Here is a 23,815-nt window from a genome sequence, read left to right as displayed (position 1 = left end):
CGTCAGCCCGAGGCCTCGGCCTTGATCTGCTCGATCGCCTGGTTGAACCCGCCGCTCGTGAGCGACGAGCCCGCGACACGACTCACCGAGATCGAGTCGATGTCCTGCCCCACGACGGCGTCGGCGATCCCGCCGATGAACTTGCTCTGGTACTCCTTGGACTCGCGCTTGGTCGGATTGCCGCTCACCTCGACGTCGGTGACGACGTCGTCCTGAAGGGTGACCGTGACGCTGATCTGTTCGACGGACTCGGGCGTCGCGTACGACCCCTCGGCCGTGTAGGTGCCGTCGACGTAGGTCGACGCCGCGCTCGAATCGGTGTCGGACGCCTGCGATCCGGAGCCGCTCTGCGTGCTCGTATCGGTGGCTCCCGGGTCGGTGTTGTCGGCGTTCGATGCGGTGTCGGTCGCGGAGCAGCCGGCGAGCGCGATCACGCCCGCGACGCCGATGACGGCGGCGCCTGCGCGAAGCGGGCGGGGTACGGCGGTCGTGCGGATCATGGTGGTCCTCTCGAGTCGTGCCTCGTCTGTGGGTCTCATCCCACGCTAGGTGACACGGCCGAGCCGGCACTTCGGTTCAGGCTATGAGGATCCTTTGAATGCACGCGAATGGATCAGGATGTCCGGCGGCGGAAGAACGCCTTGAGGATCTCCACCGCGAAGAAGATCACGACCGAGAGGACGATCGGGAGGATCCAGGATGCCGCGGCCAGCGGTTCGGATTCGAACAGCGTGTTCATGACCGGCACGTACGTGAAGATCAGCTGCAGCACGATGAGCGCTCCTGCGGAGATCCAGATCATGCGATTGCCCCGGAAGATGTCGATCGTGATGCTCGACCGCGACATGAAGCGGCAGTTGAGAAGGAAGGCGAGCTGGCCGAGGGCCAGCATCAGCACGGCCTCGGTGCGGGCGTAGTTCACGTCGACGCCCGAGCCGGCGACCCCGTAGAAGACCCCCATCGCCGCGCCGCCGATGAGCACCGACACGATGAGGACGAAGGCGAGCTCGCTCCCGCTGATGATCGAGCCGCCGGTCTTTCGGGGCGGCCTCGACATGATGCCCACCTCGGCGGGCTCGTACGCGAGCGCGAGCGAGAGCGTCACGGCGGTCACCATGTTGACCCACAGCACCTGTACGGAGGTGAGCGGAAGCGTCAGCCCGAAGACGACCGCGATGAGGATGACGAGCGATTGGGCGCCGTTCGTCGGCAGGAGGAAGACGATCGACTTGCGGAGGTTGTCGTAGATGCGACGGCCCTCGGCGATGGCGCTGCGGATCGTGGCGAAGTTGTCGTCGGCCAGGACGAACTCGGCGGCCTCCTTCGTCGCCTCGGTCCCCTTGATGCCCATCGCGATGCCGACGTTGGCGCGCGTGAGCGCGGGGGCGTCGTTCACGCCGTCGCCCGTCATGGCGACGACCTCCCCGTGGGACTGCAGGGCGCGCACGATGCGGATCTTGTGCTCAGGACTCGTGCGCGCATACACGTCGACGTCCCGCACGACCTCCTTCAGCTGCTCCTGGCTGAGGGCCTCGAGCTCCGCACCCGTGAGGACGCGCACGTCGTCGCCGGCGACGAGCCCCATCTCGCGCCCGATCGCGAGCGCGGTGCCGGCGTGGTCGCCGGTGATCATTTTGACGCTGATGCCCGCGGCGTGACATTCGGCGATGGCCTCGACCGCCTCCGGCCGCGGCGGATCGACGATGCCCCAGACACCGAGGAACTCGAGGTCCTCGAGGTCGTCCACCTCGATCGAGTCGACGTCGGAGCGCACCGGCTTGCGCGCGGCGGCGAGCACGCGCAGCCCCTCGCCGCTCAGCTCGTCGATGACCGCCTCCCATCGAACGATGTCGAGAGGCTCGGAGCCGTCCTGGCCGCGCTGAGTGAGCGAGCGCTCGAGGAGTCGGTCGGGCGCACCCTTGACGAGGATCGCGCGCGACCCGTCGGCCCCCTCATTGAGGGTCGCCATGAACTTGTTGGCCGAGTCGAAGGGGATGACGGCAACACGCGAGCCGGCGCCCGGATCGAGCCGCCCCTTCATCGCGACGACCTTGAGGGCCCCCTCCGTCGGCTCGCCCACGAGGTGCCAGCCCGCTGCCCCTCCGGACCCCTGAGGCGCGCCGTCGCGAACGATGTGCGCATCGTTGCAGAGGGTAGCGACGGCGAGCACGGCGGTGAGGTCTCCTCCGGCGCGGGCGCCGCCCGTCGCGCGGATCTCGCCTTTCGGGTCGTAGCCCAGCCCTGTCACCTCGTAGCGCGCGAGCGGCGTCACGATGCGCCGGACCGTCATCTCGTTCTTGGTGAGCGTGCCGGTCTTGTCCGAGCACACCGTCGTGACCGACCCCAGCGCCTCGACGGCCGGAAGCTTGCGGGTGATCGCGTTGCGCCGCGCCATCTGCTGCACGCCGAGCGCGAGCGTGATCGTCACGAGGGCGGGAAGCCCCTCGGGGATCGCCGCGACGGCGAACCCGATCGCGGCCGACACCAGGTCGTCGATCGGCATCTGATGGAGGAACTTGCCGATGAGGAGCATGACGGCGGCCATGCCGAGGATCACGACCGTCAGGACGCGCCCGAAGTCGTCGAGCTGCTTCGTGAGCGGCGTCGCGAGGGCCCCCGCTTCGTCGGCGAGGCTCTGGATCTTCCCGATCTCGGTGTCGACCCCGGTCGCCGTGACGATGCCGCGCCCCTGCCCCGCCGACACGATCGTGCCCGAGAACGCCATCGACTTCCGGTCGCCCACCCCGGCGTCGGGTGCCACGGCGCCGACGTCCTTCGACGAGGGCACCGACTCCCCGGTCAGCGCCGACTCGTCGACGCGCAGCTGGAACGCCTGGAACAGTCGCACGTCGGCGGGCACCTTGTCGCCCGGCATGAGACGGATGACGTCTCCGGGAACGAGCTCGGCCGCCGGCACCGTCACCCAGCCGCCGCTGCGGCGGGCCGAGGCATCCGCCGACAGCATCCCGCGGATCCCGGCCAACGCCTTCTCGGCCCGTCCCTCCTGGATGTAGCCGACCACGGCGTTGATGATCGCGACGGCCATGATGACCCAGAAGTCGAGCCAGTCGCCCATGACGGCCTTGATGACGGCCGCGCCGAGCAGGATGTAGATGAGCGTGTCGTTGAAGTGCGCGAGGAACCGGACGATCGCCGGCTTGCGCGCCGGCTCGGGAAGCTCGTTGCGCCCGGCGACCGCAAGGCGGGCCGCGGCATCCTCCGCCGTCAGTCCCGCGCGATCGGCGCCGAGCTCGCGCACGACCTCGTCGACGTCGAGCGCGAACGGGCGGGCGACGACGAGCTCCGCCTCGGTGATCTGTGCTGCCATCACGACCCCTTCGACAGGGTCAGGCTATGTCACGGATGCGCGCGCGCATCACCGGTGTCCCAGCGAGCCGCGCACGCGAAGACGGATGCCTCTACGCCGCGCCGTCGAACATGCTGGTGACCGAGCCGTCCTCGAAGACCTCGTGGATGGCGCGGGCGAGGAGCGGCGCGATCGGAAGGACCGTGAGGCTCGGGAACCGCTTCTCCTCGGGCAGGGGGATCGTGTCGGTGACGACGACCTCGTCGATCGCGGCGCTCTGAAGACGCTGGGCGGCGGGGTCGCTGAAGATGGGGTGCGTCGCCGCGACGATGACCCGCTCGGCGCCGTTGGCCTTGAGCGCCTCGGCCGCCTTGACGATCGTGCCGCCCGTGTCGATCATGTCGTCCACGAGCAGGCACACCCGGCCGCTCACCTGACCGACGATCTCGTTGACCGTGACCTGGTTCGCGACATTGGGGTCGCGCCGCTTGTGGATGATCGCGAGCGGCGCGTTCAGGCTGTCGGACCACGTGTCGGCGACACGCACGCGACCCGTGTCGGGCGAGACGACCGTGAGCTTCGCGCGGTCGTCGGCCGTCAGCGTGCGCTCGAAGTAGTCGAGCAGCACGGGCTTGGCGAAGAGGTGGTCGACGGGACCGTCGAAGAAGCCCTGGATCTGGGCCGCGTGGAGGTCGACGCTCATGACGCGGTCCGCTCCGGCGGTGCGCAGGAGGTCGGCGACGAGGCGCGCGCTGATGGGTTCGCGACCGCGGCCCTTCTTGTCCTGGCGCGAGTAGGGGTAGTACGGCGCGACCACCGTGATGCGCTTGGCCGACGCGCGCTTGGCGGCGTCGAGCATGATGAGCGTCTCCATGAGCCACTCGTTCACGGGCGGGCCGAAGCTCTGGATCAGGAAGAAGTCGCAGCCCCGGATCGAAACCTCGAAGCGCGTCAGGATCTCACCCGATGCGAACGTGCGGTACTCCGTCGGCACGAGCTGCGTGCCCAGCGAGTCGGCGACCTCTGCGGAGAGGGCGGGATGCGACCGGCCGGAGGCGACGACGAGCCGCTTCTTCGTCTTGGCGACGAGGCCCGGTGCGATGTCGTTGTCGCGGTCGAGATCAACCGTCTTCTTCTTGCGCCCCATCGCCCGCCTTCTGTGCGGACCGAGCCCGGGCGGCGACCTCTGCCGCGCCCGTCCCCGGTCGATTCTTCTCGACCCACCCCTCGACGTTGCGCTGAGGAGCGACGCTCAATGCCAGGGCTCCGGCGGGGACGTCCTTGCGGATGACCGCGCCGGCACCGGTCTTGGCGCCGTCTCCGATCCTAACGGGCGCGACGAAGACGTTGTGCGACCCGGTGTGCACCTCGTCGCCGATCTCGGTGCGGTGCTTGGCGAGGTCGTCGTAGTTCGCCGTGATGGCGCCGGCGCCGAGGTTCACGCCCCGCCCGATCGTCGTGTCGCCGACGTAGGACAGGTGCGGCACCTTGCTTCCCTCGCCGATCGTGGAGTTCTTCGTCTCGACGAAGGTGCCGATCTTGCCCTTGGCCCCCAGCACCGTGTTGGGGCGCAGGTACGAGAACGGACCGACGTTGGCACCCGCGCCGATGACCGCGAGGGTCGCGTCGCTGCGGGTCACGACGGCGTTCTCGCCGACCTCGCAGTCGACGAGGCTCGTGTCCGGGCCGATCGTGGCGCCGGTGTCGACGACCGTGGCCCGGAGGATATGCGTGTTCGGCAGGATCGTGACGTCCGGCGCGAGCTTGGCCGTCACGTCGATCCACGTCGTCGCCGGGTCGAGCACCGTCACGCCCGCGACCTGCCACTCCCGCACCGTCCGCGCGTTCAGCGTGCGCGCGGCCTCGGACAGCTGCACGCGGTCGTTGACGCCGAGGGCTGCCGAGGCATCCGGAGCCGTCGAGACCGCGACCGGCAGCCGCGAGTCGTGGAGGAGGCCGACGACGTCGGTGAGGTACTTCTCCCCCTGCGCGTTGGCGGTGCCCACGAGGGCGATGTGCGTGCGCAGCTCGGGCGCGCGGAAGACGTACACGCCGACATTGATCTCGGTGACGGATGCCTCGGCATCCGTCGCGTCCTTCTGCTCGACGATGCGCTCGAGGTCCCCGGACGCCCCGCGGATGACCCGTCCGTAGCCGGTGGCGTCGTCGACGACCGCGCTCATGACCGTGACGGCCGCGCCCGAGCCGCGGTGGGTCGACACGAGCGCCGCGAGGGCGTCGGCGTCGAGCAGGGGCACATCACCGCTCAGCACGAGCACATCGCCCGCGAAGTCGCCGAGCTGCGCGAGCGCCACCTCGACGGCGCGGCCCGTGCCGGGGATCTCGTCCTGGTCGACGACGATCGCATCCGGCGCCGTCTCCTGCACGGCGGTCGCCACGAGGTCGCGCTCGTGACGCACGACGACGAGGATGCTCGTCGGCGCGAGGCTCCGCGCGGTGGCGAGGACGTGCCCGACGAGAGGCCGCCCGCCGATGTGGTGGAGCACTTTGGGGAGCGACGACTTCATGCGCGTGCCCTGGCCCGCGGCGAGGACGATGACGGCGAGCGGGGTGTCGGCGATGGTCTCTGACATGCTCCGCCGCCAGGACTCGAACCTAGACCTCACAGCTCCAAAGGCTGTCGTGCTGCCATTACACCACGGCGGACCGGCCCGAACGCAGGGACGCCGGGGCCTCGACAAGTCTGCCAGACGCGCCTCACCGACTCGCCCGTGCCCGGTCCTCCGCCGCTTGGCTGCGTGTACTCCCCGCGGCAATATGCGGGTGCCCCGCCGCGAAACCCGCACTCTGCCGCGGGGGAAGGATCGGCGGCTGCTCTCACCCGCGGCGATGTGCGGGTGCGACCGGCGACGACCCGCGGAGCGCCGCGGCGGAACGTCGCGACCCGGCCCGCCTCGATAATGGAGGGATGGCACAGGAGGCGGACGAGGTCGATCGGATCGTCGAGGCGTGGATGCTGCAGCGCCCCGACCTCGACTTCTCGCCGCTGGAGGTGCTCTCGCGCGTCGACCGGCTCTCGCGCCACCTCGACCGCGCGCGGCGCGACGCCTTCCGCCGCAGCGAGCTCGAGCCGTGGGAGTGGGACGTGCTCTCCGCACTCCGCCGGGCCGGCGAGCCCTTCCAGCTGAGCCCCAAGCAGCTGCTGCAGCAGACGCTCGTCTCGAGCGGCACGATGACCAACCGCATCGACCGGCTCGTCGGCCGCCGGCTCGTGCGGCGCGAGCAGGACCCGGGCGACGGGCGCAGCATCCTCGTCATCCTCACCGAGGACGGACGGACGAGAGTGGATGCCGCGATCACGCGCCTGGTCGACGCCGAGGCGCTCCTCCTGTCCGGCCTGTCGCGCCCGGACCGCGAGCGGATCGCAGGGCTCCTCCGTAAGCTCAGCCTCGGCTTCGACACGAGCGGCGCGCACTGATGGCGCACCTGCTCGGCGCAGAGGCGCTGCGCCTCGAGTTCCCCACGAAGGTCGTGTTCGATGCGGTCTCGCTCGGCGTCGACGAGGGCGACCGCATCGGCATCGTCGGCCGCAACGGCGACGGCAAGTCGAGCCTCCTCGCGATGCTCGCGGGGCGCCTCGAGCCCGACGCCGGCCGCGTCACGGTGCGGGGCGGAGTGCGGGTCGGCGTGCTCGACCAGGGCGACACGCTCGACGACGCCCATTCGATCCGCGAAGCGGTCGTCGGAGACACCCCCGACCACGAGTGGGCCGGCGACGCGCGGGTGCGCGACGTCATCGCGGGCCTTCTCACCGACCTCGACTGGGACGGCTCCGTCGCACCGCTCTCGGGCGGGCAGCGGCGGCGCGTCGCCCTCGCGAAGCTCCTCGTCGGCGACTGGGACGTGCTCGCGCTCGATGAGCCCACGAACCACCTCGACGTCGAGGCGATCGCCTGGCTCGCGGAGCACCTCAAGACCCGCTGGAGCCGCGGGTCGGGGGCGCTCCTCGTCGTGACGCACGACAGGTGGTTCCTCGACGAGGTCTGCACGATGACGTGGGAGGTGCACGACCGCCTCGTCGAGCCCTTCGACGGCGGCTACGCGGCGTACATCCTGCAGCGCGTCGAGCGGGACCGCCAGGCCGCGTCGATCGAGGCGCGGCGCCAGAACCTCGCGCGCAAGGAGCTCGCGTGGCTGCGCCGCGGCGCGCCGGCCCGCACGTCGAAGCCGAAGTTCCGGATCGACGCCGCCAACGCCCTGATCGCCGACGTGCCGGAGATCCGGGACAAGGTCGCGCTGCAGTCCCTCGCCGTCTCGCGGCTCGGCAAGGACGTCGTCGACCTGCTCGACGTCTCGGTCTCGTACGACAGGCCGATCCTGCGCGACGTCGAATGGCGGCTCGCCCCCGGCGAGCGCACCGGCATCCTCGGGATCAACGGCGCCGGCAAGTCGACGCTCCTCGGCCTCATCGCGGGCACCGTCGCCCCGACCGAAGGGCGCGTGAAGCGCGGAAAGACCGTGCAGGTCGCGACGCTCACGCAGCGTCTCGACGACCTCGACCCCTTCCTCGACGAGCCCGTGCGCATCGTGATCTCGCGCCTTCGGACGAGCTACGTCTTCGGCACCGGGTCCAAGGCGCAGGAGCTCACACCGGGGCAGCTGCTCGAGCGGATGGGCTTCCAGTCCGCGCAGCTCTCGACGCCGGTGAAAGACCTCTCGGGCGGCCAGCAGCGCCGCCTGCAGCTCCTGCTGATCCTCCTCGAGCAGCCCAATGTGCTGATCCTCGACGAGCCGACGAACGACCTCGACACCGACATGCTGGCGGCGCTCGAGGACCTCCTCGACTCCTGGCCCGGCACTCTCATCGTCGTGTCGCACGACCGGTACTTCCTCGAGCGCGTGACCGATCAGCAGTACGGCATCTTCGACACCCACCTGCGCCACCTCCCCGGCGGCGTCGAGGAGTACCTGCGCCTCCGCACGGTCCAGAAGACGAGGACGGATGCCGCGCCCTCGCGCGCCGCGAAGGGCACCGCGCTCCCGGACAGCCCGTCGGCGACGCCGGGAAACGCCGCTGCGAGCGTCGCCCTCTCCGGCGCCGAGAAGCGCTCCGCCGAGAAGGAGCTCTCGGCGATCGACCGCCGTCTCGAGCGGCTGCAGAGCGATCTCGACGCCATCGACGTGCGCCTCGCCGAGAGCCACGACGACTACGAGGCGCTTCTCGACCTCCAGAGCCGCCGCACCTCGGTGACCGACGAGGTCGCCCAGCTCGAGGAGCGCTGGCTCGAGCTCAGCGAGGCGCTCGAGGCCTGACTAGTACCAGAAGCTCAGCCGCGCCGTCTCGGGCCACGCGAAGACGCGGGCGGCCGAGAGCGGATCGGATGCCTCGGCACGCCCCGCGGCCACGAGCGCCGTCAGCGACACTGATCCGAGGTACACGGCCGAGAGCTCGGCGATGCCCAGGCGCACGAGGGTCGCGTCCGACGGCGAGCCGTCCCACGGCTCGACCGAGGCGCTCCCGTCCTCGCGGCTGCGCAGGAGCCAGCGCCCCTCGCCGAACCCCAGCGGGTCGGACACCTCCAGCGCGACTGCGCCTGGGACGGCATAGCGGCGGCCCGCGAGCGCTGCCGGGACGTCGAGGATCCGCACGTACTGGTGGTCCTGCACCGTGAGCCTCGCGGCACGGCGGTCGCCGATCATCCAGAGGACGGGCTCGTCGACGGCGAGCTCGGACGCCGTCAGCTCCCCCACCAGGTCGAGTTCGAGGAGGAACCGCCAGAGCGCCGCGTAGGCGTCGGGCGTCTCGGCGATGAGCCGGTGCACGCCGACCTTCGATCGGGCGAAGTCGTCGTGGTTCTCGCGGTAGGCGTAGAGGGCGACTCCCGCCAGGCGGCCGTTCGCGTCGGTGTACTGGATCGCACGGAGCTTCTCGGGGTGCTCGGCGTCCGGGCGCGTGCCGGCGAAGCGGTCCCAATGGCCGTCGGGCATCTCGATCTCGCCCGCGGTGCGCAGTCGTACGGCGTCGTGGAGGCCCGGGGCGACCTCGCGGAACCGCTCGCGCGGGATGAAGTCCACGCGCCCCTCCGGCCGCGGTCCGATCCATCGCGCCCGGGGCACGTCCACTTCGATGTGGCCGCTCATGGCGGCGGGGGCGAACCCGAACCGGCCGTAGATCGTGGACTCGCTCACAGTGAGGATCGCGACCGGAATGCCGAGCTCGTCGGCGCGACGCAGCTCGCCCTCCATCATCGACCGCAGGATGCCGCGGCGCCGGTGCGTCGGCGCCGCGGTCACGGAGCTGATGGCGACTGAGGGGATGCCGCGACCGCCCGGCACCGAGAGCTCGGCGACCCATGAGGCGAACGTGGCCACGGGGCGCTCGGGCTCGGGCGCCCCGCCGTCGAAGACCCCGACGAGCCGGCGCTGGGCGAGCCGGTCGAAACCGGCCTGCAGCTGCTCATCGTTGCGCTCACCGTCGAGGAACCCTCGGGCGACGGCCTGCAGCCAGGCGCGGAACCGCTCGGGGTCGGCGTTGGGGACGAGCCGCAGCTCGAGCCCCTGCTCGGCGAGCGCGGCGCGCGCTCCGTCGTCGAGCGGACCGTCGTGCTGCTGCTGGGCCAGTTCGGTCGGCATGTCTGTCTCCTCGATGGGAACGGTGGAGGTCGTCGGGGTCACAGGGCACGGGCGCCGGCGACCGGCCCGTGCACGTGGAGTGCCGCGTACCCGGCCGCGGCGAGCGTGACCTGCAGCTCGAGCGCCGCCTCCGGGCCCGCGGTCAGGAAGGCGATAGTCGGCCCCGACCCCGACACGATCCCCGCGAGCGCGCCGGAGTTCTCGCCGAGTTCGAGGACGTTGCGCAGCTGCGGGCGGAGCGAGAGCGCGGCCGGCTGCAGGTCGTTGCGCATGCGTTCGGCGAGGGCCGCGGCATCCCCCGTCCGCAGCGCCTGCAGCACACCGGGCTCGACGGCGGGGGTGCGCCGGGGCGGCGCGATGTCGGGCGCCCGATCGGCGCGCAGGCGGTCGAGGTGGCGGTACACCTCTGGGGTCGACAGGCCCTCGCCCTCCGACGTCACGAGCACCCAGTCGACCCGGCCCTTGGCGAGGGCGGGGCTCAGCTGGTCGCCGCGGCCCGTGCCGATCGCGGTTCCGCCGAGGAGCGAGAACGGCACGTCGGCGCCGAGCCGCGACGCGAGCCGCTGCAGCTCGTGCATGCCGAGGTCGGTCCCCCACAGCAGGTCGCAGGCGACGAGGGCGGCCGCGGCATCCGCGGATCCACCGCCCATCCCTCCGGCGACCGGCACGTGCTTGATGATCTCGAGGTGCACGCCGCCCTCGTATCCCGCGCGCTGCGCGAGGAGCCGCGCCGCCCGCAGGGCGAGGTTGCGGTCGTCGGCGGGCACCCCCGACACGTCGACGGTGCCGCTCACGCGCATCGTGAAGTCGTCGCTCGGCTCGGCCCAGACGTCCTCGTACAGCGAGACCGCCTGATACGCCGAGGCGACGTCGTGGTAGCCGTCGTCCTGCACGTCGCCGACCTCGAAGAAGACGTTGATCTTCCCCGGGGCGCGGACGTGGACGCGGTCGACGACGGCGGCGTCGCTCACTGGGCCTCGGACTCCGCCCAGACCTCGGAGCCGACGGCGTCGGCGAGGGCGTCGATGCGCTCGAGCTCCTCGGTGGTGAAGCCGGGGCCCGAGAGGGCGGCGAGGTTCTCGTCGAGCTGGGCCGTCGTCGACGCGCCGATGAGCGCCGACGTCACCACCGGATCGCGGAGCACCCACTGGATCGCCAGCTGCGCGAGCGTCTGCCCCCGCTCCTTCGCGATGACGTCGAGCCCGCGCAGCGACGCGAGGGCCTCGTCGGTCAGGCGCCGGCCGCCGAGCGAGGAGCGCTCCTGGGCGCGCTCGGCCGTGCCGTCACCCAGGTACTTGCTCGTGAGAAGTCCCTGCTGCAGGGGCGTGAAGGCGATCGCGCCCATGCCTTCCTGCTTGAGGACGCCGGTCAGCCCGTCCTCGACCCAGCGGTTGAGGATCGAGTACGACGGCTGGTGGATGACGAGCGGCGTTCCGAGGCTCCGCGCGATCGCGGCGGCGACCGCCGTGCGCTCGGCGCTGTAGGACGAGATGCCGACGTACAGCGCCTTGCCCTGCCGCACGAGCGTGTCGAGTGCGCCGATGGTCTCCTCGAGCGGCACGTCGGGGTCGTAGCGGTGCGAGTAGAAGATGTCGACGTAGTCGACGCTCATGCGCCGAAGCGACTGCTCGGCGCTGGCGAGGAGGTACTTGCGGGAGCCGCCGTTCGCGTACGGTCCGTCCCACATGTCGTAGCCGGCCTTGGACGAGATGATGAGCTCGTCGCGGTACCGGGCGAAGTCCTCGCGCATCATGCGGCCGAAGTTGGTCTCGGCCGAGCCGTACGGCGGACCGTAGTTGTTGGCGAGATCGAAGTGCGTGATGCCCCGGTCGAACGCGTGCCGAAGCACCTCGCGCTGCCGGTCGAACGGGATGTTGTCGCCGAAGTTCCACCACAGCCCGAGCGAGATGGGGGGCAGAACCAGTCCGGAAGCGCCCACCGGGCGGTAGTCGAGCGAGTCGTAGCGGTCGGATGCCGCGGCATACGGACGGTGGAGGTCTCCGCCGCGGGAGCGGTAGCGCGATTCGTCGGTCACGGTTCGAGGCTAGCGCGCGGGCGGCGAACGGGCGCGGAAGGCTGACGGGCCGAAGGCCCTGCGCATCCGGAGACGGTTGTCAAGGGCTGGACCAGGAAACGGCGCCGTAACAACATCTGCATAGGGTGGCAATGGAGCCATCCTCCGTGGACCCTGCTTCGCCCCTCGCCCCCGTCCATCACCTCGCCGCAAAGGAGGACGCCATGTCTGCGCTGCCCGCACTTCCCGCACCATCCGCACTGTCCGTGCTGCCCATCGAGCAGCACCCCTGGTCGGGCCTCCTCTCGCGCCCCGACGTCGTGCTCGACCGAGGCATCCTGAATCTCGTCCATGACTCGACCACGCCCCTCGAGGCGCAGACGGAGGACCTGCTGCTCGTCGCGTCTGCGCTCGAGACCGCCGGCGTCGACGTCATCCTCATCCGCCACGAGCACCGGGTTCCGACGCTCGTCGTCGACGTCGCCGCCCGGGATGCCGCGTTCTCCGCGCTGCGCACGATCGGCCGTCACGAGCCGCTGTACGTGAAGAAGGCTCGCGCCACCGCGGTGCTCGCCGCCGAGGCCGCGACGCCGGGCTCGGAGCCCTCGGCGTGGCGCGTCTACCGGCCGCGCATCACGGGCTCGGGAAGCCTCCGCTACGGCACGTCGGTCGCGGCTCGGCTGGAGTTCTGGCGCTTCGGCGAGGAGTTCGTCGAAGCGCCGGGTGACAACGTCCTCATGCGCCGCACGACTGCCGCCGACGACGTCTCCTTCGCGACCGTCACCCGCTACGGCCGGTCGTGGCGGACTATCGCGGGCATGTTCGACCCGCTCCCCGACGAGTTCACCGAGCCCGTCGACATCGTCTTCTCGTGGGTGGACGGCTCCTCGACGGAGTTCCAGCGCCAGCGCGCCGCGCGCATGGCGGGCTACGTCGTAGGCGAGGGCGATGACGGGCCGGCGCGATTCCGGCACGTCGATGAGCTGAGATATGCCCTGCGCAGCGTGCACATGTACGCGCCGTGGGTGCGCCGCATCTTCATCGCGACCGACTCGCCCGCCCCGTCCTGGCTGCTCGAGCACCCCAAGGTGACGATCGTCCGCAGCGAGGAGTTCTTCGCCGACCCGTCCGTGCTCCCGACGCACAACTCCCACGCCGTCGAGGCCCAGCTGCACCGCATCGAGGGGCTCGCCGAGCACTTCCTCTACTCGAACGACGACATGTTCTTCGGCCGTCCCGTCGAACCCGAGATGTTCTTCACCCCGGCGGGCGTGAGCAAGTTCGTCGAGTGCGAGGTGCGCATCGGCGCCGGCCCCACGGCCACGCACCGCAGCGGCCACGACAACGCCCTGCGCGTCAACCGCGACCTGCTGCGCGAGCGCTTCGGACGCACCATCGTCCGCGATCTCGAGCACTGTGCGGCGCCGCTGCGGCGCAGCGTGGTCGCCGAGCTCGAGGAGGCGTTCCCCGAGGACTTCGCCCGGACCGCGGCATCCCGCTTCCGGTCGGCGACCGACATCTCGGTGACGAACTGCCTCTACCACTACTACGCGCTGATGACCGGCCGCGCGATCGCGACGCAGCGACCCCGCGTGCGCTACGTGCAGACCACGATGGCGAAGTCGCTGCGGCGCATGGAGGCGCTGGCGGAGCGCCGCGACGTCGACATGTTCTGCCTCAACGACGGCGGCGAGACGGAGATCCCCGAGGACGTCCGCGTCGCAACGCTCCGCGAGACGCTCGAGAAGATGTTCCCGGTGCGCGCGCCGTGGGAGCGGGCCGAGCTCACCGAAGAACAGGCAGCGGCTCGGTCGGCGCATCCCTCCGCACGTCGCTGAATCGCGCGGGCGCCCGCGGCACCGTCGGCTCGACGCCGGCGAGCAGCAGGCGGCGGTGCGCCTCCGCCGCATCGATGTGCTCGAGTGGCACCGGCGCGTCGACCGGCACGACCGAGTGGACGACGGTCTCGTCGTAGACGTGGACGAGGTTGAACGACTGCGCGCCGTCCTGCGGGCGCGTGCCCCCGGTGGGCACGGTCAGATCCTGCGTGTAGCAGGTGGCTGAGGCCACCGACACGGGGACGCCCGCGAAGGTCGCGAACGTCGAGTAGTGCAGGTGCCCCGCGATGATCGCCCGCACATCGCTGTCGCGCAGGGCGGCGGCGAGCCGGGACTGGTCGCGCAGCTCGACGCTCGCGGCGAGCGGGAGCACGCTCGGCACCGGCGGGTGGTGCATCGCGAGGATCGTGCCGAGCGGAGCGGGGGTGGCGAGTTCGTCGCGCAGCCAGTCCAGCTGCGCGTCGCCGAGCTCGCCGTAGTGCTCCCCCGGGACGGTCGAGTCGAGCGTGATGAGCCGCAGGCCGTCGAGCTCGTCCACGCGGTCGTGGGGTGTGAGCGGGTCGACCGGGTCCTCGTCGAGCAGCCGGTCCCGGAAGGCGCTGCGGTCGTCGTGGTTCCCCATCACCCAGAAGAGGCGCGCGCCGAGCCGGGCTGCGAAGGGCTCGACGACCTCCCGCAGCTGGTCGTAGGCCGCCGGCTCGCCCCAGTCGGCGAGATCGCCGGTGAAGACCAGGGCATCGGGACATGCGCCGGATGCCTCGATCGCGGCAAGGGCCCGCGAGAGGCGCTCCGTCGAATCGACTCTGTCGAAAAGCCTCGACCCGGCCGCACGCAGGTGCGTGTCGCTCAGGTGAAGCAGGATCCGCTCGGGCGCCGGATACTCCGCGGTTCGCATCGCCTTCTCTTCCCGTGGACGCGGGACGCGATCCCGCGTGCGCCCGGTCGGACGCTTGCGGGCGATGTTACGCGCGGGTTCGCGCACTCCCCGGGAATGCGGCGTGAATGTCGGGTAAACCCTTACGAGATGCTCAGGGCCTTCGGAGGCCCGCGCGGACGGGTCGCCGCTCTCTTCAGGCGGTGTCGAGCGCGCGCCCGATGCGCACGAAGTCCTCGACCGACAGCTCTTCGCCGCGTGCCGTCGGGGCGACTCCCGCGCGTTCGAGGACGACGGATGCCTCGGCCGCCGAGCCTCCCAGCACCGAGGACAGCGCCTGCCGCAGCATCTTGCGACGCTGCTGGAACGCGGCATCCACGATCGCGAAGGTGCGGCGGCGCTCGTCTTCGGAGCCGCGCGGCTCGGGATCGCGCTCGAACGCGACGAGCACGCTGTCGACGTTCGGGACGGGCCAGAACACCTGCCGCGACACCGTGCCGGCGAGACGCCACGGTCCGTACCAGGCGGCTTTGACGCTCGGCGCGCCGTAGACCTTGGAGCCCGGCGGGGCGGCGAGCCGCTCCCCCACCTCGGCTTGGACCATGACGACCCCGCGCTCGAGGCTGGGAAAGGTCTCGAGGAAGTGCAGGAGCACGGGGACGCTCACGTTGTACGGCAGATTCGCGACCAGCACCGTCGGGTCGCCGGGCAGTGCGGTGACACGGAGCGCATCCGCGTCGACGACGGTGAGCGCGCCATCCGAGACGCCGTGGGCGGCCGCCGTGGCGGGCAGCTTCTCGGCGAGGCGGTGGTCGATCTCGACGGCGGTGACGGACGCCCCGGCCTCGAGGATCGCGAGGGTCAGCGACCCGAGGCCCGGGCCGACTTCGACGACCCGGTCGCCCGGCTCGACGCGGGCGACGGTCACGATCTTGCGCACCGTGTTCGCATCGACGACGAAGTTCTGCCCGAGCTTCTTGGTCGGCGTGACGTCGAGTTCGGCCGCGAGGGCGCGGATCTCGGAGGCACCGAGGAGGCTGACGGGCATGCGACCACCCTAACGACGTGTGCCCACCGGAGAATGCCGGCCGGCCGAAACACGACCAGGGCGGGGCGCCTTCCTCGACCGCGGTGCGCGCGGACGCTAGCGTCGGGGCATGAACACTACGGGCTCGATTCCGGCGGACGCATTCTCGTTCCGCAGCCCCTATGGCCGTCGAGCGATCGGCCTCTCCGTCGCGGCGGCCGTGGGCGGCTTCCTCTTCGGCTTCGACTCCTCCGTCATCAACGGCGCGGTCGACTCCATCCAGCAGGACTTCGGGCTCAACGCCGTCATCACCGGCTTCGTCGTGGCCATCGCCCTCCTCGGCTGCGCCGTCGGCGCGATCGTCGCGGGCAACCTCTCCGACCGCTGGGGGCGTCTGCGCGTCATGTTCCTCGGCGCGGTGATGTTCTTCGTGAGCTCGCTCGGCGCCGGCCTCGCCTTCTCGGTCTGGGATCTCGCGCTGTGGCGCGTCATCGGGGGTCTCGGCATCGGCATCGCCTCTGTCGTCGCGCCCGCCTACATCGCCGAGATCGCGCCCCGTCAGATCCGCGGCAGCCTCGCCTCGCTGCAGCAGCTCGCGATCACGCTCGGCATATTCGCCGCTCTCCTGAGCGATGCGCTGCTGCAGAACGCCGCCGGCGGCGCGGACGAAGTGCTGTGGTTCGGCCTCGAGGCATGGCGCTGGATGTTCCTCGTCGGGGTGATCCCGTCGGCCGTGTACGGCATCCTCGCCTTCACTCTTCCGGAGTCTCCGCGCTACCTCATCGCGAAGGGGCGGTACGACGAGGCGCGCACCATCTTCGAGCGGCTCGTGCCCGCGGCCGACCTCGACCAGACGATGCGCGACCTGCAGACGACGATCGAGACCGATCGCAAGAACGCCGGCGTCTCGATCCGCGGACCCGTGCTGGGCCTTCAGCGGATCGTCTGGGTGGGCATCATCCTGTCGGTGTTCCAGCAGTTCGTCGGGATCAACGTGATCTTCTACTACTCGACGAGCCTCTGGAGCTCGGTCGGCTTCGACGAGAGCAACTCCTTCACCATCAGCGTCATCACCTCGATCGTGAACGTCCTCGTGACCCTCGTGGCGATCTTCCTGGTCGATCGGGTGGGCCGGAAGCCGATCCTCCTGACCGGCTCGGTGATGATGACGCTCTCGCTCGGAGCGATGGCTGTCGCCTTCCTCTTCGCCACGACGAACGCCGAGGGCGCCGTCTCGCTGCCCGCCCCCTGGGGCCCTATCGCGCTCATCGCGGCGAACGTCTTCGTCATCGGCTTCGGCGCCTCGTGGGGGCCGCTCGTGTGGGTGCTCCTGGGCGAGATCTTCCCCAGCCGCATCCGCGGCAAGGCGCTGGGCGTCGCGGCGGGCGCGCAGTGGATCGCGAACTTCCTCATCACGGTGAGCTTCCCCGCTATGAGCGAATGGTCGCTGCCGCTCACGTACGGCATGTACGCGCTCTTCGCCGCCCTCTCCTTCGTGTACGTCGCGTGGCGCGTCCCCGAGACGAAGGGGATGGACATCGAGCAGACCGAGACGCTGTTCACCCGCAAGAACGCCCAGGCGACCGGCAGCGCCTGAGCGCGCCGGCAGCGCCGGGCGGGCTTGCGCTCACACGGCGCCGAGATCGCACGAATCACCGACGAGCGGATGCCTCGGCCGTCGTTCGTGCGATCTCGAGGTGACCCCGCGCACTCGTAGGATGTTCGGATGCCTTCGCTCGGCGATCTCATCGCACCACGTCGCCTCGGAACGGACTTCCGGTGGCTCCTCGCCTCCTCGTGGACGAGCAACCTGGGCGACGGCATCGCCCTCGCGGCCGCACCCCTCCTGATCGCCTCTCTCACGCCCTCGCCGATCCTCGTCGCCGCCGGGGCGATGATGCAGTTCCTGCCATGGCTGCTGTTCGGGCTCCTCGCCGGCGCCATCGCCGACCACCACGACCGACGGCGCCTCGTGATGATCGCCGACGGCCTGCGCGCCGTCGTCGTGCTCGCCCTCGTGGTGTTCCTGGTCACGGGACAGGCGAACGTCTGGATGGTGCTGGCCACCTCGTTCCTCTACGGGACGGCCGAGGTGTTCGCCGACTCCGCGGGCAGCACCCTCCTCCCGATGCTCGTGAAGCCCGCCGACCTCGGGATCGGCAACGCGCGCATGCAGGCGGGGTATCTGGTCGCGAATCAGCTCGCGGGGCCGCCGTTGGGCGCTTTCCTCTTCGCAGTCGGCTCGTTCTGGCCGTTCGTGCTGCAGGTGCTCTGCGTCGCGCTCGCGGTGCTGCTCATCTCCCGCATCGCGCGCACGCCGGTTCCCGAGCATCAGGAGGGATCGCGCGGGACGAAGGCGCATGCCATCCGCGAGGGTCTCCAGTGGCTCCGGCACAACGCGCCCGTGCGGACGCTCGTCATCATCATCCTCGTCTTCAACGTCACGTGGGCCGCGCCGTGGGGCGTGCTCGTGCTCTACGCCACGGAACACCTCGGCATGGGTCCGGTCGGCTATGGGGCGCTCACGACCGCCTCCGCGCTGGGCGGCATCATCGCCGTCTTCAGCTTCGGCTGGCTCGAGAAGCGCGTCTCGTTCTCGACGCTCATGCGCGTGTGCCTCTCGCTCGAGGTGCTCATGCACCTGAGCTTCGCCGTGACGACGTCGCCGGTAGTCGCCTTCGTCATCATGTTCGGCTTCGGCCTGTACGCGTTCGTGTGGGCGACGATATCGACGACGGTCCGCCAGCGGCTCGTCCCCATGGAGCTGCAGGGACGGATCGCCTCGGTCAACATGGTGGGCGTCTTCGGCGGTCTCGTGATCGGCCAGTTCATCGGCGGCGTGCTGGCGCAGCTGTTCGGTCTCACGGCGCCGTGGTGGTTCGCCTTCGCCGGCTCGGCCATCACGCTCGCGCTCGTGTGGCGCCCCATCTCGCACATCGCCGCCGCCAAGCCTGTGCTCGACGAAGAAGAGACCGATCGACTCGCAGCCGAGGACGAACCCGGTGCGGGCGGGATGCCGCTGCCCGACTGAGTCGCGGCGGAGGCACCCCGGCGACGCGGCGGTTCAGTCCTGCTCCCACGGGAGCGGGACGGTCGGAAGGATGAGGACGCGCCCGTGCACCGCGGTCGGGTGCTTCGCCATGTACGCGGCGGCGTCATCGATGGACTCCGCCTCGACCAGGTCGTAGCCCGCGAACCATTCCTTGAACTCGGGGAACGGGCCGTCGGTGACGATCGTCCGGCCGTCGCGCACGACGACCGACTTCGCCCGGTCGCGCCCAGCGACCGACGCGCCGGAGCCGAGGGTGCCGGCCTCGGCGCCCTCCTGCGCCCAGGATTCCAGCATCCGTCGATCCTCGTCCTGAGGAAGCTGGGCCGGCGCGGTCGAGTCGGTCATGTGGATCACGAGGAACTGCTGAGTGGTCATGGCGTGCTGTCCTTTCGCTGCTCCCGGAGGAGCCTGATGGGCGCTCCCGGGGGAGCCTGACTACCGCTCCCAGGGGAGCGCGACGACCGGGGCGACGAGGATGCGTCCGAGCACGGCCGACGGATGCTCCGCCATGAGCGCGGCCGCCTCGTCGAGCGTCTCGGCCTCGAGGATCGCGAAGCCTGCGAACCACTCCTTGAACTCGGGGAACGGCCCGTCGGTGATGAGGATGCGCCCGTCTCGCTCGGCGACGGCCTTGGCTGCGTCCGCGCCGGCGATCGGCGCCCCTGGACCGAGCCGCCCGGCACGCTCGGCGGCGTGCGCCCATGCCTCGTGCATCTTCTGCTCCTCGTCCGGCGGGAGCGTCGCCCCGGAGGCATCATGCATGAAGACGACGACGAACTGCTGACTCATGAGGGCGCTCCTCGCGCGGGGAGATCATCGGAACCGGATGCCGCGAGCTGGCCGCGGCGGCGGACGAGGTGTGCGATCTCCGCGGTGTTCCCGGCGAGATCGATCGCACGGTCGTAGGCCGTCCGCGCGTCGGCGGACCGCCCGACGCGCCGGAGCAGCTCCGCGCGCGTCGTGTGGAACGCGTGATGGCCGGCGAGCGCGTCGCCGAGCCGCTCGATCATCGCCAGACCCGCTTCCGGCGAGTCGGACTCCGAGACGGCGATCGCCTTGTTGAGGGTGACGATCGGGCTCGGATCGACCTGCTCGAGCTCCGCGTACAGCTCGACGATCCGAGACCAGTCGGTGTCGCGCGCCCGCTGCGCCGACGCGTGGACGGCGTTGATCGCCGAGAGGATCTGGTACCTGTCGAGGCGGCCGTCGCCGCGCGCGGCCGCGTCCCGGCTCTCCTTCACCAGCGCGAGACCTTCCTCGATGAGCGCCCGATCCCAGGCCCGCCGATCCTGCTCATCGAGGCGGACGAGCTCCCCGTCGGGTGAGACGCGCGCCCCGGCGCGGGCCTCGGTCAGCAGCATGAGCGCGAGGAGACCCGTCGCGTGGGCACGCTCGGCCGATCCGGCCGGCAGCAGATCGCGCACGAGCCGGGTCAGCCGGATGGCCTCCCCCGTGAGATCCGGGCGGAGCGGGTCGGAGTCTTCGCCGGAAGCGAGGTAGCCCTCGTTGAAGATCAGGTACATCACGGCGAGGACACCGTCTGCGCGCTCGGCGAGGTCGTCGTGATCGGGGAGCCGGAACGGGATCCGGGCTGCCTTCATCTTCGCCTTCGCGCGGCTGATCCGCTGCCCCATCGTCGTCTGCGGCACGAGGAAGGCATGGGCGATCTCGGCGACCGTGAGGCCGCCGACGATGCGCAGAGTGAGCGCGACGCGCGCTTCCATGGCGAGCGCAGGGTGGCAGCACGTGAAGACGAGCCGCAGCCGGTCGTCGTCGACTGCGCCGACGTCCTGTCCCGGCGAGTCGTCGGCGAGCATGAGCGCCTCCCGATGGAGCTCGTCACGGCGCGCTTCGCGCCGGAGGCGATCGATCGCCTTGCGGTGTGCCGTGGTCGTGATCCAGGCGCCGGGGTTCGGCGGGATCCCGTCGACGGGCCATCGCTCGACGGCGGTCGCGAAAGCATCTGCGGCGGTCTCCTCGGCGATGTCCAGGTCGCCGAAGCGCCGCGCGAGCCCCGCGACGACTCGGGCCCATTCCTCTCGGTGCGTGCGCGCGATCGCGGCGGCGACGTCCGCGATCACGGTCGCCACCTGCCGGGCCCGGGGCATGTGTCGATCCGGCGGTGCGTCATGGAAGTCCCTCGGTCGTGCGGGCCGCGCGTCGGCGACCCTCACCAGTTCAACGAACGGGATCCCCCCGATTCGACACCGACCCGCGGGAGAAGTTCAAGAGTCAGGAAGATCGACGATCCGGTCGAAACGGCGCCCATCCGTTCGTAGCCCTCGTGAAGGCGGATCACCGGACCGCCCATCGATGAGAGGTGAAGGACATGACGGACCGAGGCATGAGCGTCGCCGAGGAGCGCGAGTACGCCGTCCACATCGAGGAAGCGCGGCTCGCGCTGCGTCAGTGGCGCAAGGCGCGCCGGCACGCGTTCTGGCGCGAGCTCGGCGATGCGCTCCTGTCGATGCCGCCAGGCATCGCAGTGCGGCTCGGCGGCTAAGCACCGGCGCGCGTCAGTCGTCGAACGATCCGTAGACCTCGAGCGTGTTCGCGGCGATCTGGGCGCACAGCTCGTCGAGCTCCACGCCGAGCTCGGCGGCGATGAAGCGCACCGTCACGGGGACGAGGTACGGCGCATTGGGCCGCCCGCGGTGGGGTGAAGGCGTGAGGAACGGGGCATCCGTCTCGACCAGGATCCGCTCCCGCGGGATGACCGCCAGCGCATCCCGGAGGTTCTGGGCGTTCTTGAACGTCACGTTGCCCGCGAACGACAGGTAGTAGCCGCGGTCGCCCGCGATGCGGGCCATCTCGGCGTCGCCCGAGAAGCAGTGGAACACCGTGCGGTCGGGCGCCCCGACCCTTTCCAGCGTCTCGAGCACGGCATCGTGCGCGTCGCGGTCGTGGATCTGCATCGCGATGGCGTGCTTCTTGGCGAGCGCGATGTGCGCCTCGAAGCTCTCGAACTGGGCGGGAAGCCCCGCCTCGTCGGTGCGGAAGAAGTCGAGCCCCGTCTCGCCGATCGCCCGGACACGCGGCTGCGCGGCGAGCTCGTCGACCACGCCGATGGCCTCGGCGAGCCGTCCGGCCGCGGCGTAGGCCGGGGCCTCGTTCGGGTGGATCGCCACCGCCGCCAGCACGCGAGGGTGGGATGCCGCGGCCCACGCCGACCACCGGCTCGAGTCGATGTCGCCACCCGCCTGCACGACACCGACGACGCCTACCGCCCCCGCCCGCTCGAGCTGCTCGTCGAGCGACAGGCCGACGCCGTCCTCGATCTCGAGGTGCGCGTGGTTGTCGTACACGGGGACGACGAGCGGCTCAGGCGCGTCGGGATACGAGACGTCGCGGGAGCCCTTCTCGCGCACCCGGACGTAATTGCTCGGGTCGGTCGCCTCCGCCGGGTACGGCACGCGCGGCTCACTCATGCATGTCCCGATTCTGGCCGGTGTGAGCCGCCCGAAGCGGCCAATTTCGGGACATCAAGGAAGGGAAGACAAGCACGGTGGTCAGACCGTCTGCTCGACGCGGGGGAAGAGCGGTGCGAGGGCGCTCACGGTGGAACCTGCGGGAAGGATGCCCCAGCTCCCCGCCTCGCGGATCGGCTGGTCGTGCAGCCGGCCGAGCGTGTCTGCGGCGCCGAGGGCGACCCACAGCTTCTCGGTCGCGATCGGCGTGACGGGCGACAGCAGCACCGCGAGGGCGCGGAGGCCTTCGGCGGCCGTGTAGAGCACGGTGCTGAGACGCTCGCGCTGCGTCTCGTCCTTCGCGAGCGCCCAGGGCTCGTTCTCGGTGATGTAGAGGTTGAGCGCGTCGACGATCGTCCAGATCGACGTGATGGCCTCGTCGATGCGGAATCGCTCGATCGCGGCGTCGGCGGCGGCCGCGGCATCCCGGACCGTCTTCTGGATGCCGAGATCGACGTCGGTGTACTCGCCCGGCGGCGGCACGATGCCCTCGAAGTAGCGGTCGATCATGGCCGTGGTCCGCGAGGCCAGGTTGCCGAAGCCGTTCGCGAGCTCGGCCTGGTATCGCGCCGAGAGGTCCTCCCACGAGAACGAGCCGTCCTGGCCGAACGCGATCGCCGAGAGGAAGTAGAACCGGTACGCGTCGGAGCCGAAGACGTCGGTGATCTCGGTCGGCGCGATGCCGGTGAGCTTCGACTTCGACATCTTCTCGCCGCCGACGAGCAGCCAGCCGTGCGCGAACACGCCGCGGGGCACGTCCACGCCGGCGGCCATGAGCATCGCGGGCCAGATGACGGCGTGGAAGCGCAGGATGTCCTTGCCGACCACGTGATAGGCGGGCCAGCGGCGCTCGAACTCGGCCGGGTCGCCGCCGTAGCCGACGGCCGTCGCGTAGTTGAGCAGGGCGTCGACCCACACGTAGATGACGTGGGACTCGTCCCACGGCACCGTGATGCCCCAGTCGAACGTCGATCGCGAGATCGACAGGTCCTTGAGGCCCTGCTTCACGAAGGACACGACCTCGTTGCGCGCCGACTCCGGCCGGATGAAGTCCGGCACCGACGAGTAGAGCTCCAGCAGCTTTTCCTGGAACTCGCTGAGCTTGAAGAAGTAGTTCTTCTCCTGCAGCAGCTCGAGCGGCTTGGAGTGGATCGCGCACACCTTGAGGCCCTCGAACGGCCCCTCGCCGTCGACGATCTCGGACTCCGTCTTGAACTCCTCGCAGCCCACGCAGTACAGCGCCTCGAACTCGCCGGCGTAGATGTAGCCGCGGTCGTAGATGGCCTGCACGAACTGCTTGACGCGCTCCTCGTGGCGGGGCTGCGTCGTGCGGATGAAGTCGTCGTTCGCGACATCCAGCGTCTTGAGCAGGGGGAACCACTCCTGCGACACGAGCTTGTCGACCCACTCCTGGGGCGTGGCGCCGTTCGCCGACGCGGCGCGCATCATCTTCTGGCCGTGCTCGTCGGTGCCGGTCAGCATCCAGGTGTCGTCTCCCGCCTGGCGGTGCCAGCGCGCGAGGGTGTCGACCGCCACGGTCGTATACCCGTGGCCGATGTGGGGCACGTCGCTCGGGTAGTAGATCGGCGTCGTGATGTAGAAGGAACGGCCGGAAGTCACCGAACGAGTCTATTCAGGACGG

At 70.6% G+C, this 23,815-nt stretch carries 20 protein-coding genes and 1 tRNA gene; 6 read left to right on the top strand and 15 right to left on the bottom strand.

Annotated elements, in window-relative coordinates; all coding sequences use genetic code 11:
• Positions 1-2 precede the first annotated feature (2 nt).
• The 5 genes from G5T42_RS12405 to G5T42_RS12385 form a co-directional block, all read right to left on the bottom strand.
• Positions 3-500 carry a hypothetical protein gene (locus G5T42_RS12405; RefSeq protein ID WP_165128928.1) on the bottom strand — a complete coding sequence of 166 codons (498 nt, stop codon included), beginning with the start codon at positions 498-500 and terminating at the stop codon, positions 3-5.
• A 113-nt stretch (positions 501-613) separates the two neighbouring features.
• Positions 614-3,328: an HAD-IC family P-type ATPase gene (locus G5T42_RS12400; protein WP_165128926.1), complete on the bottom strand. Its 2,715-nt coding sequence runs from the start codon at positions 3,326-3,328 to the stop codon at positions 614-616.
• 91 nt (positions 3,329-3,419) lie between these two features.
• Positions 3,420-4,454: a ribose-phosphate diphosphokinase gene (locus G5T42_RS12395; RefSeq protein ID WP_165128924.1), complete on the bottom strand. Its 1,035-nt coding sequence runs from the start codon at positions 4,452-4,454 to the stop codon at positions 3,420-3,422.
• The gene (gene glmU, locus G5T42_RS12390) at positions 4,429-5,901 is read right to left on the bottom strand and encodes a bifunctional UDP-N-acetylglucosamine diphosphorylase/glucosamine-1-phosphate N-acetyltransferase GlmU (RefSeq protein ID WP_165128922.1); all 1,473 of its coding nucleotides are present in this window, start codon (positions 5,899-5,901) and stop codon (positions 4,429-4,431) included. Before glmU ends, G5T42_RS12395 begins: the two co-directional genes overlap by 26 nt.
• Before the next feature lies 1 nt (position 5,902).
• A tRNA-Gln gene (locus G5T42_RS12385) sits at positions 5,903-5,974 on the bottom strand.
• Between the two features lie 262 nt (positions 5,975-6,236).
• Here G5T42_RS12385 and G5T42_RS12380 point away from each other — a divergent pair.
• Together G5T42_RS12380 and G5T42_RS12375 are read left to right on the top strand one after the other, a co-directional pair.
• Complete coding sequence (locus G5T42_RS12380; RefSeq protein WP_165128920.1) at positions 6,237-6,746, top strand: MarR family transcriptional regulator; 510 nt, start codon at positions 6,237-6,239, stop codon at positions 6,744-6,746.
• Entirely contained in the window at positions 6,746-8,581 is a 1,836-nt protein-coding gene (locus G5T42_RS12375) for an ABC-F family ATP-binding cassette domain-containing protein (protein ID WP_165128918.1), read from the top strand. Before G5T42_RS12380 ends, G5T42_RS12375 begins: the two co-directional genes overlap by 1 nt.
• Here G5T42_RS12375 and G5T42_RS12370 read toward each other — a convergent pair whose 3' ends face one another.
• Genes G5T42_RS12370 through G5T42_RS12360 form a run of 3 tightly spaced genes read right to left on the bottom strand, consistent with a single transcriptional unit; the run spans position 8,582 to position 11,936 of the window.
• Positions 8,582-9,901, bottom strand: a complete 1,320-nt coding sequence (locus G5T42_RS12370) for a GNAT family N-acetyltransferase (protein WP_165128916.1) — start codon at positions 9,899-9,901, stop codon at positions 8,582-8,584.
• Between the two features lie 38 nt (positions 9,902-9,939).
• Positions 9,940-10,872: a 4-(cytidine 5'-diphospho)-2-C-methyl-D-erythritol kinase gene (locus G5T42_RS12365; protein WP_165128914.1), complete on the bottom strand. Its 933-nt coding sequence runs from the start codon at positions 10,870-10,872 to the stop codon at positions 9,940-9,942.
• The gene (locus G5T42_RS12360) at positions 10,869-11,936 is read right to left on the bottom strand and encodes an aldo/keto reductase (RefSeq protein ID WP_165128912.1); all 1,068 of its coding nucleotides are present in this window, start codon (positions 11,934-11,936) and stop codon (positions 10,869-10,871) included. Before G5T42_RS12360 ends, G5T42_RS12365 begins: the two co-directional genes overlap by 4 nt.
• A gap of 203 nt (positions 11,937-12,139) precedes the next feature.
• Here G5T42_RS12360 and G5T42_RS12355 point away from each other — a divergent pair, with 203 nt between their 5' ends.
• On the top strand, positions 12,140-13,753 hold the full coding sequence (locus tag G5T42_RS12355; RefSeq protein WP_165128910.1) for a stealth family protein: 1,614 nt from the start codon (positions 12,140-12,142) through the stop codon (positions 13,751-13,753).
• Here the strand turns inward: G5T42_RS12355 and G5T42_RS12350 are convergent.
• Positions 13,701-14,648 carry a phosphodiesterase gene (locus G5T42_RS12350; RefSeq protein WP_165128908.1) on the bottom strand — a complete coding sequence of 316 codons (948 nt, stop codon included), beginning with the start codon at positions 14,646-14,648 and terminating at the stop codon, positions 13,701-13,703. The genes G5T42_RS12355 and G5T42_RS12350 overlap by 53 nt on opposite strands.
• A gap of 175 nt (positions 14,649-14,823) precedes the next feature.
• On the bottom strand, positions 14,824-15,675 hold the full coding sequence (gene rsmA, locus G5T42_RS12345; RefSeq protein WP_165128906.1) for a 16S rRNA (adenine(1518)-N(6)/adenine(1519)-N(6))-dimethyltransferase RsmA: 852 nt from the start codon (positions 15,673-15,675) through the stop codon (positions 14,824-14,826).
• A 109-nt stretch (positions 15,676-15,784) separates the two neighbouring features.
• On the opposite strand from rsmA, the gene G5T42_RS12340 reads away from it, so the two are divergent.
• Positions 15,785-17,251, top strand: a complete 1,467-nt coding sequence (locus tag G5T42_RS12340) for a sugar porter family MFS transporter (RefSeq protein WP_165128904.1) — start codon at positions 15,785-15,787, stop codon at positions 17,249-17,251.
• A 129-nt stretch (positions 17,252-17,380) separates the two neighbouring features.
• A complete protein-coding gene (locus G5T42_RS12335; RefSeq protein WP_165128902.1) occupies positions 17,381-18,685 on the top strand; it encodes an MFS transporter in 1,305 nt (434 codons plus the stop codon).
• Between the two features lie 33 nt (positions 18,686-18,718).
• Here G5T42_RS12335 and G5T42_RS12330 read toward each other — a convergent pair whose 3' ends face one another.
• From G5T42_RS12330 to G5T42_RS12320, 3 genes are read right to left on the bottom strand one after another with little or no spacing between them, the layout of a single operon-like run.
• Positions 18,719-19,081: a YciI family protein gene (locus G5T42_RS12330; RefSeq protein ID WP_165128900.1), complete on the bottom strand. Its 363-nt coding sequence runs from the start codon at positions 19,079-19,081 to the stop codon at positions 18,719-18,721.
• A 60-nt stretch (positions 19,082-19,141) separates the two neighbouring features.
• A complete protein-coding gene (locus G5T42_RS12325) occupies positions 19,142-19,495 on the bottom strand; it encodes a YciI family protein (RefSeq protein WP_165128898.1) in 354 nt (117 codons plus the stop codon).
• Positions 19,492-20,814 carry an RNA polymerase sigma factor gene (locus G5T42_RS12320; protein WP_206535634.1) on the bottom strand — a complete coding sequence of 441 codons (1,323 nt, stop codon included), beginning with the start codon at positions 20,812-20,814 and terminating at the stop codon, positions 19,492-19,494. The genes G5T42_RS12325 and G5T42_RS12320 overlap by 4 nt, the downstream gene beginning before the upstream one ends.
• Positions 20,815-21,035: 221 nt before the next feature.
• On the opposite strand from G5T42_RS12320, the gene G5T42_RS12315 reads away from it, so the two are divergent.
• Positions 21,036-21,209, top strand: a complete 174-nt coding sequence (locus G5T42_RS12315) for a hypothetical protein (RefSeq protein ID WP_165128896.1) — start codon at positions 21,036-21,038, stop codon at positions 21,207-21,209.
• 13 nt (positions 21,210-21,222) lie between these two features.
• Here G5T42_RS12315 and G5T42_RS12310 read toward each other — a convergent pair whose 3' ends face one another.
• Positions 21,223-22,134 carry a TatD family hydrolase gene (locus G5T42_RS12310; RefSeq protein ID WP_165128894.1) on the bottom strand — a complete coding sequence of 304 codons (912 nt, stop codon included), beginning with the start codon at positions 22,132-22,134 and terminating at the stop codon, positions 21,223-21,225.
• Positions 22,135-22,215: 81 nt separating this feature from the next.
• A complete protein-coding gene (gene metG / locus G5T42_RS12305; RefSeq protein ID WP_165128892.1) occupies positions 22,216-23,793 on the bottom strand; it encodes a methionine--tRNA ligase in 1,578 nt (525 codons plus the stop codon).
• Between the last annotated feature and the right edge of the window lie 22 nt (positions 23,794-23,815).

The sequence above is a fragment of the Microbacterium sp. 4R-513 genome (assembly GCF_011046485.1).
Lineage (GTDB): Bacteria > Actinomycetota > Actinomycetes > Actinomycetales > Microbacteriaceae > Microbacterium.
This window is presented reverse-complemented; position numbering and strand designations above follow the sequence as displayed.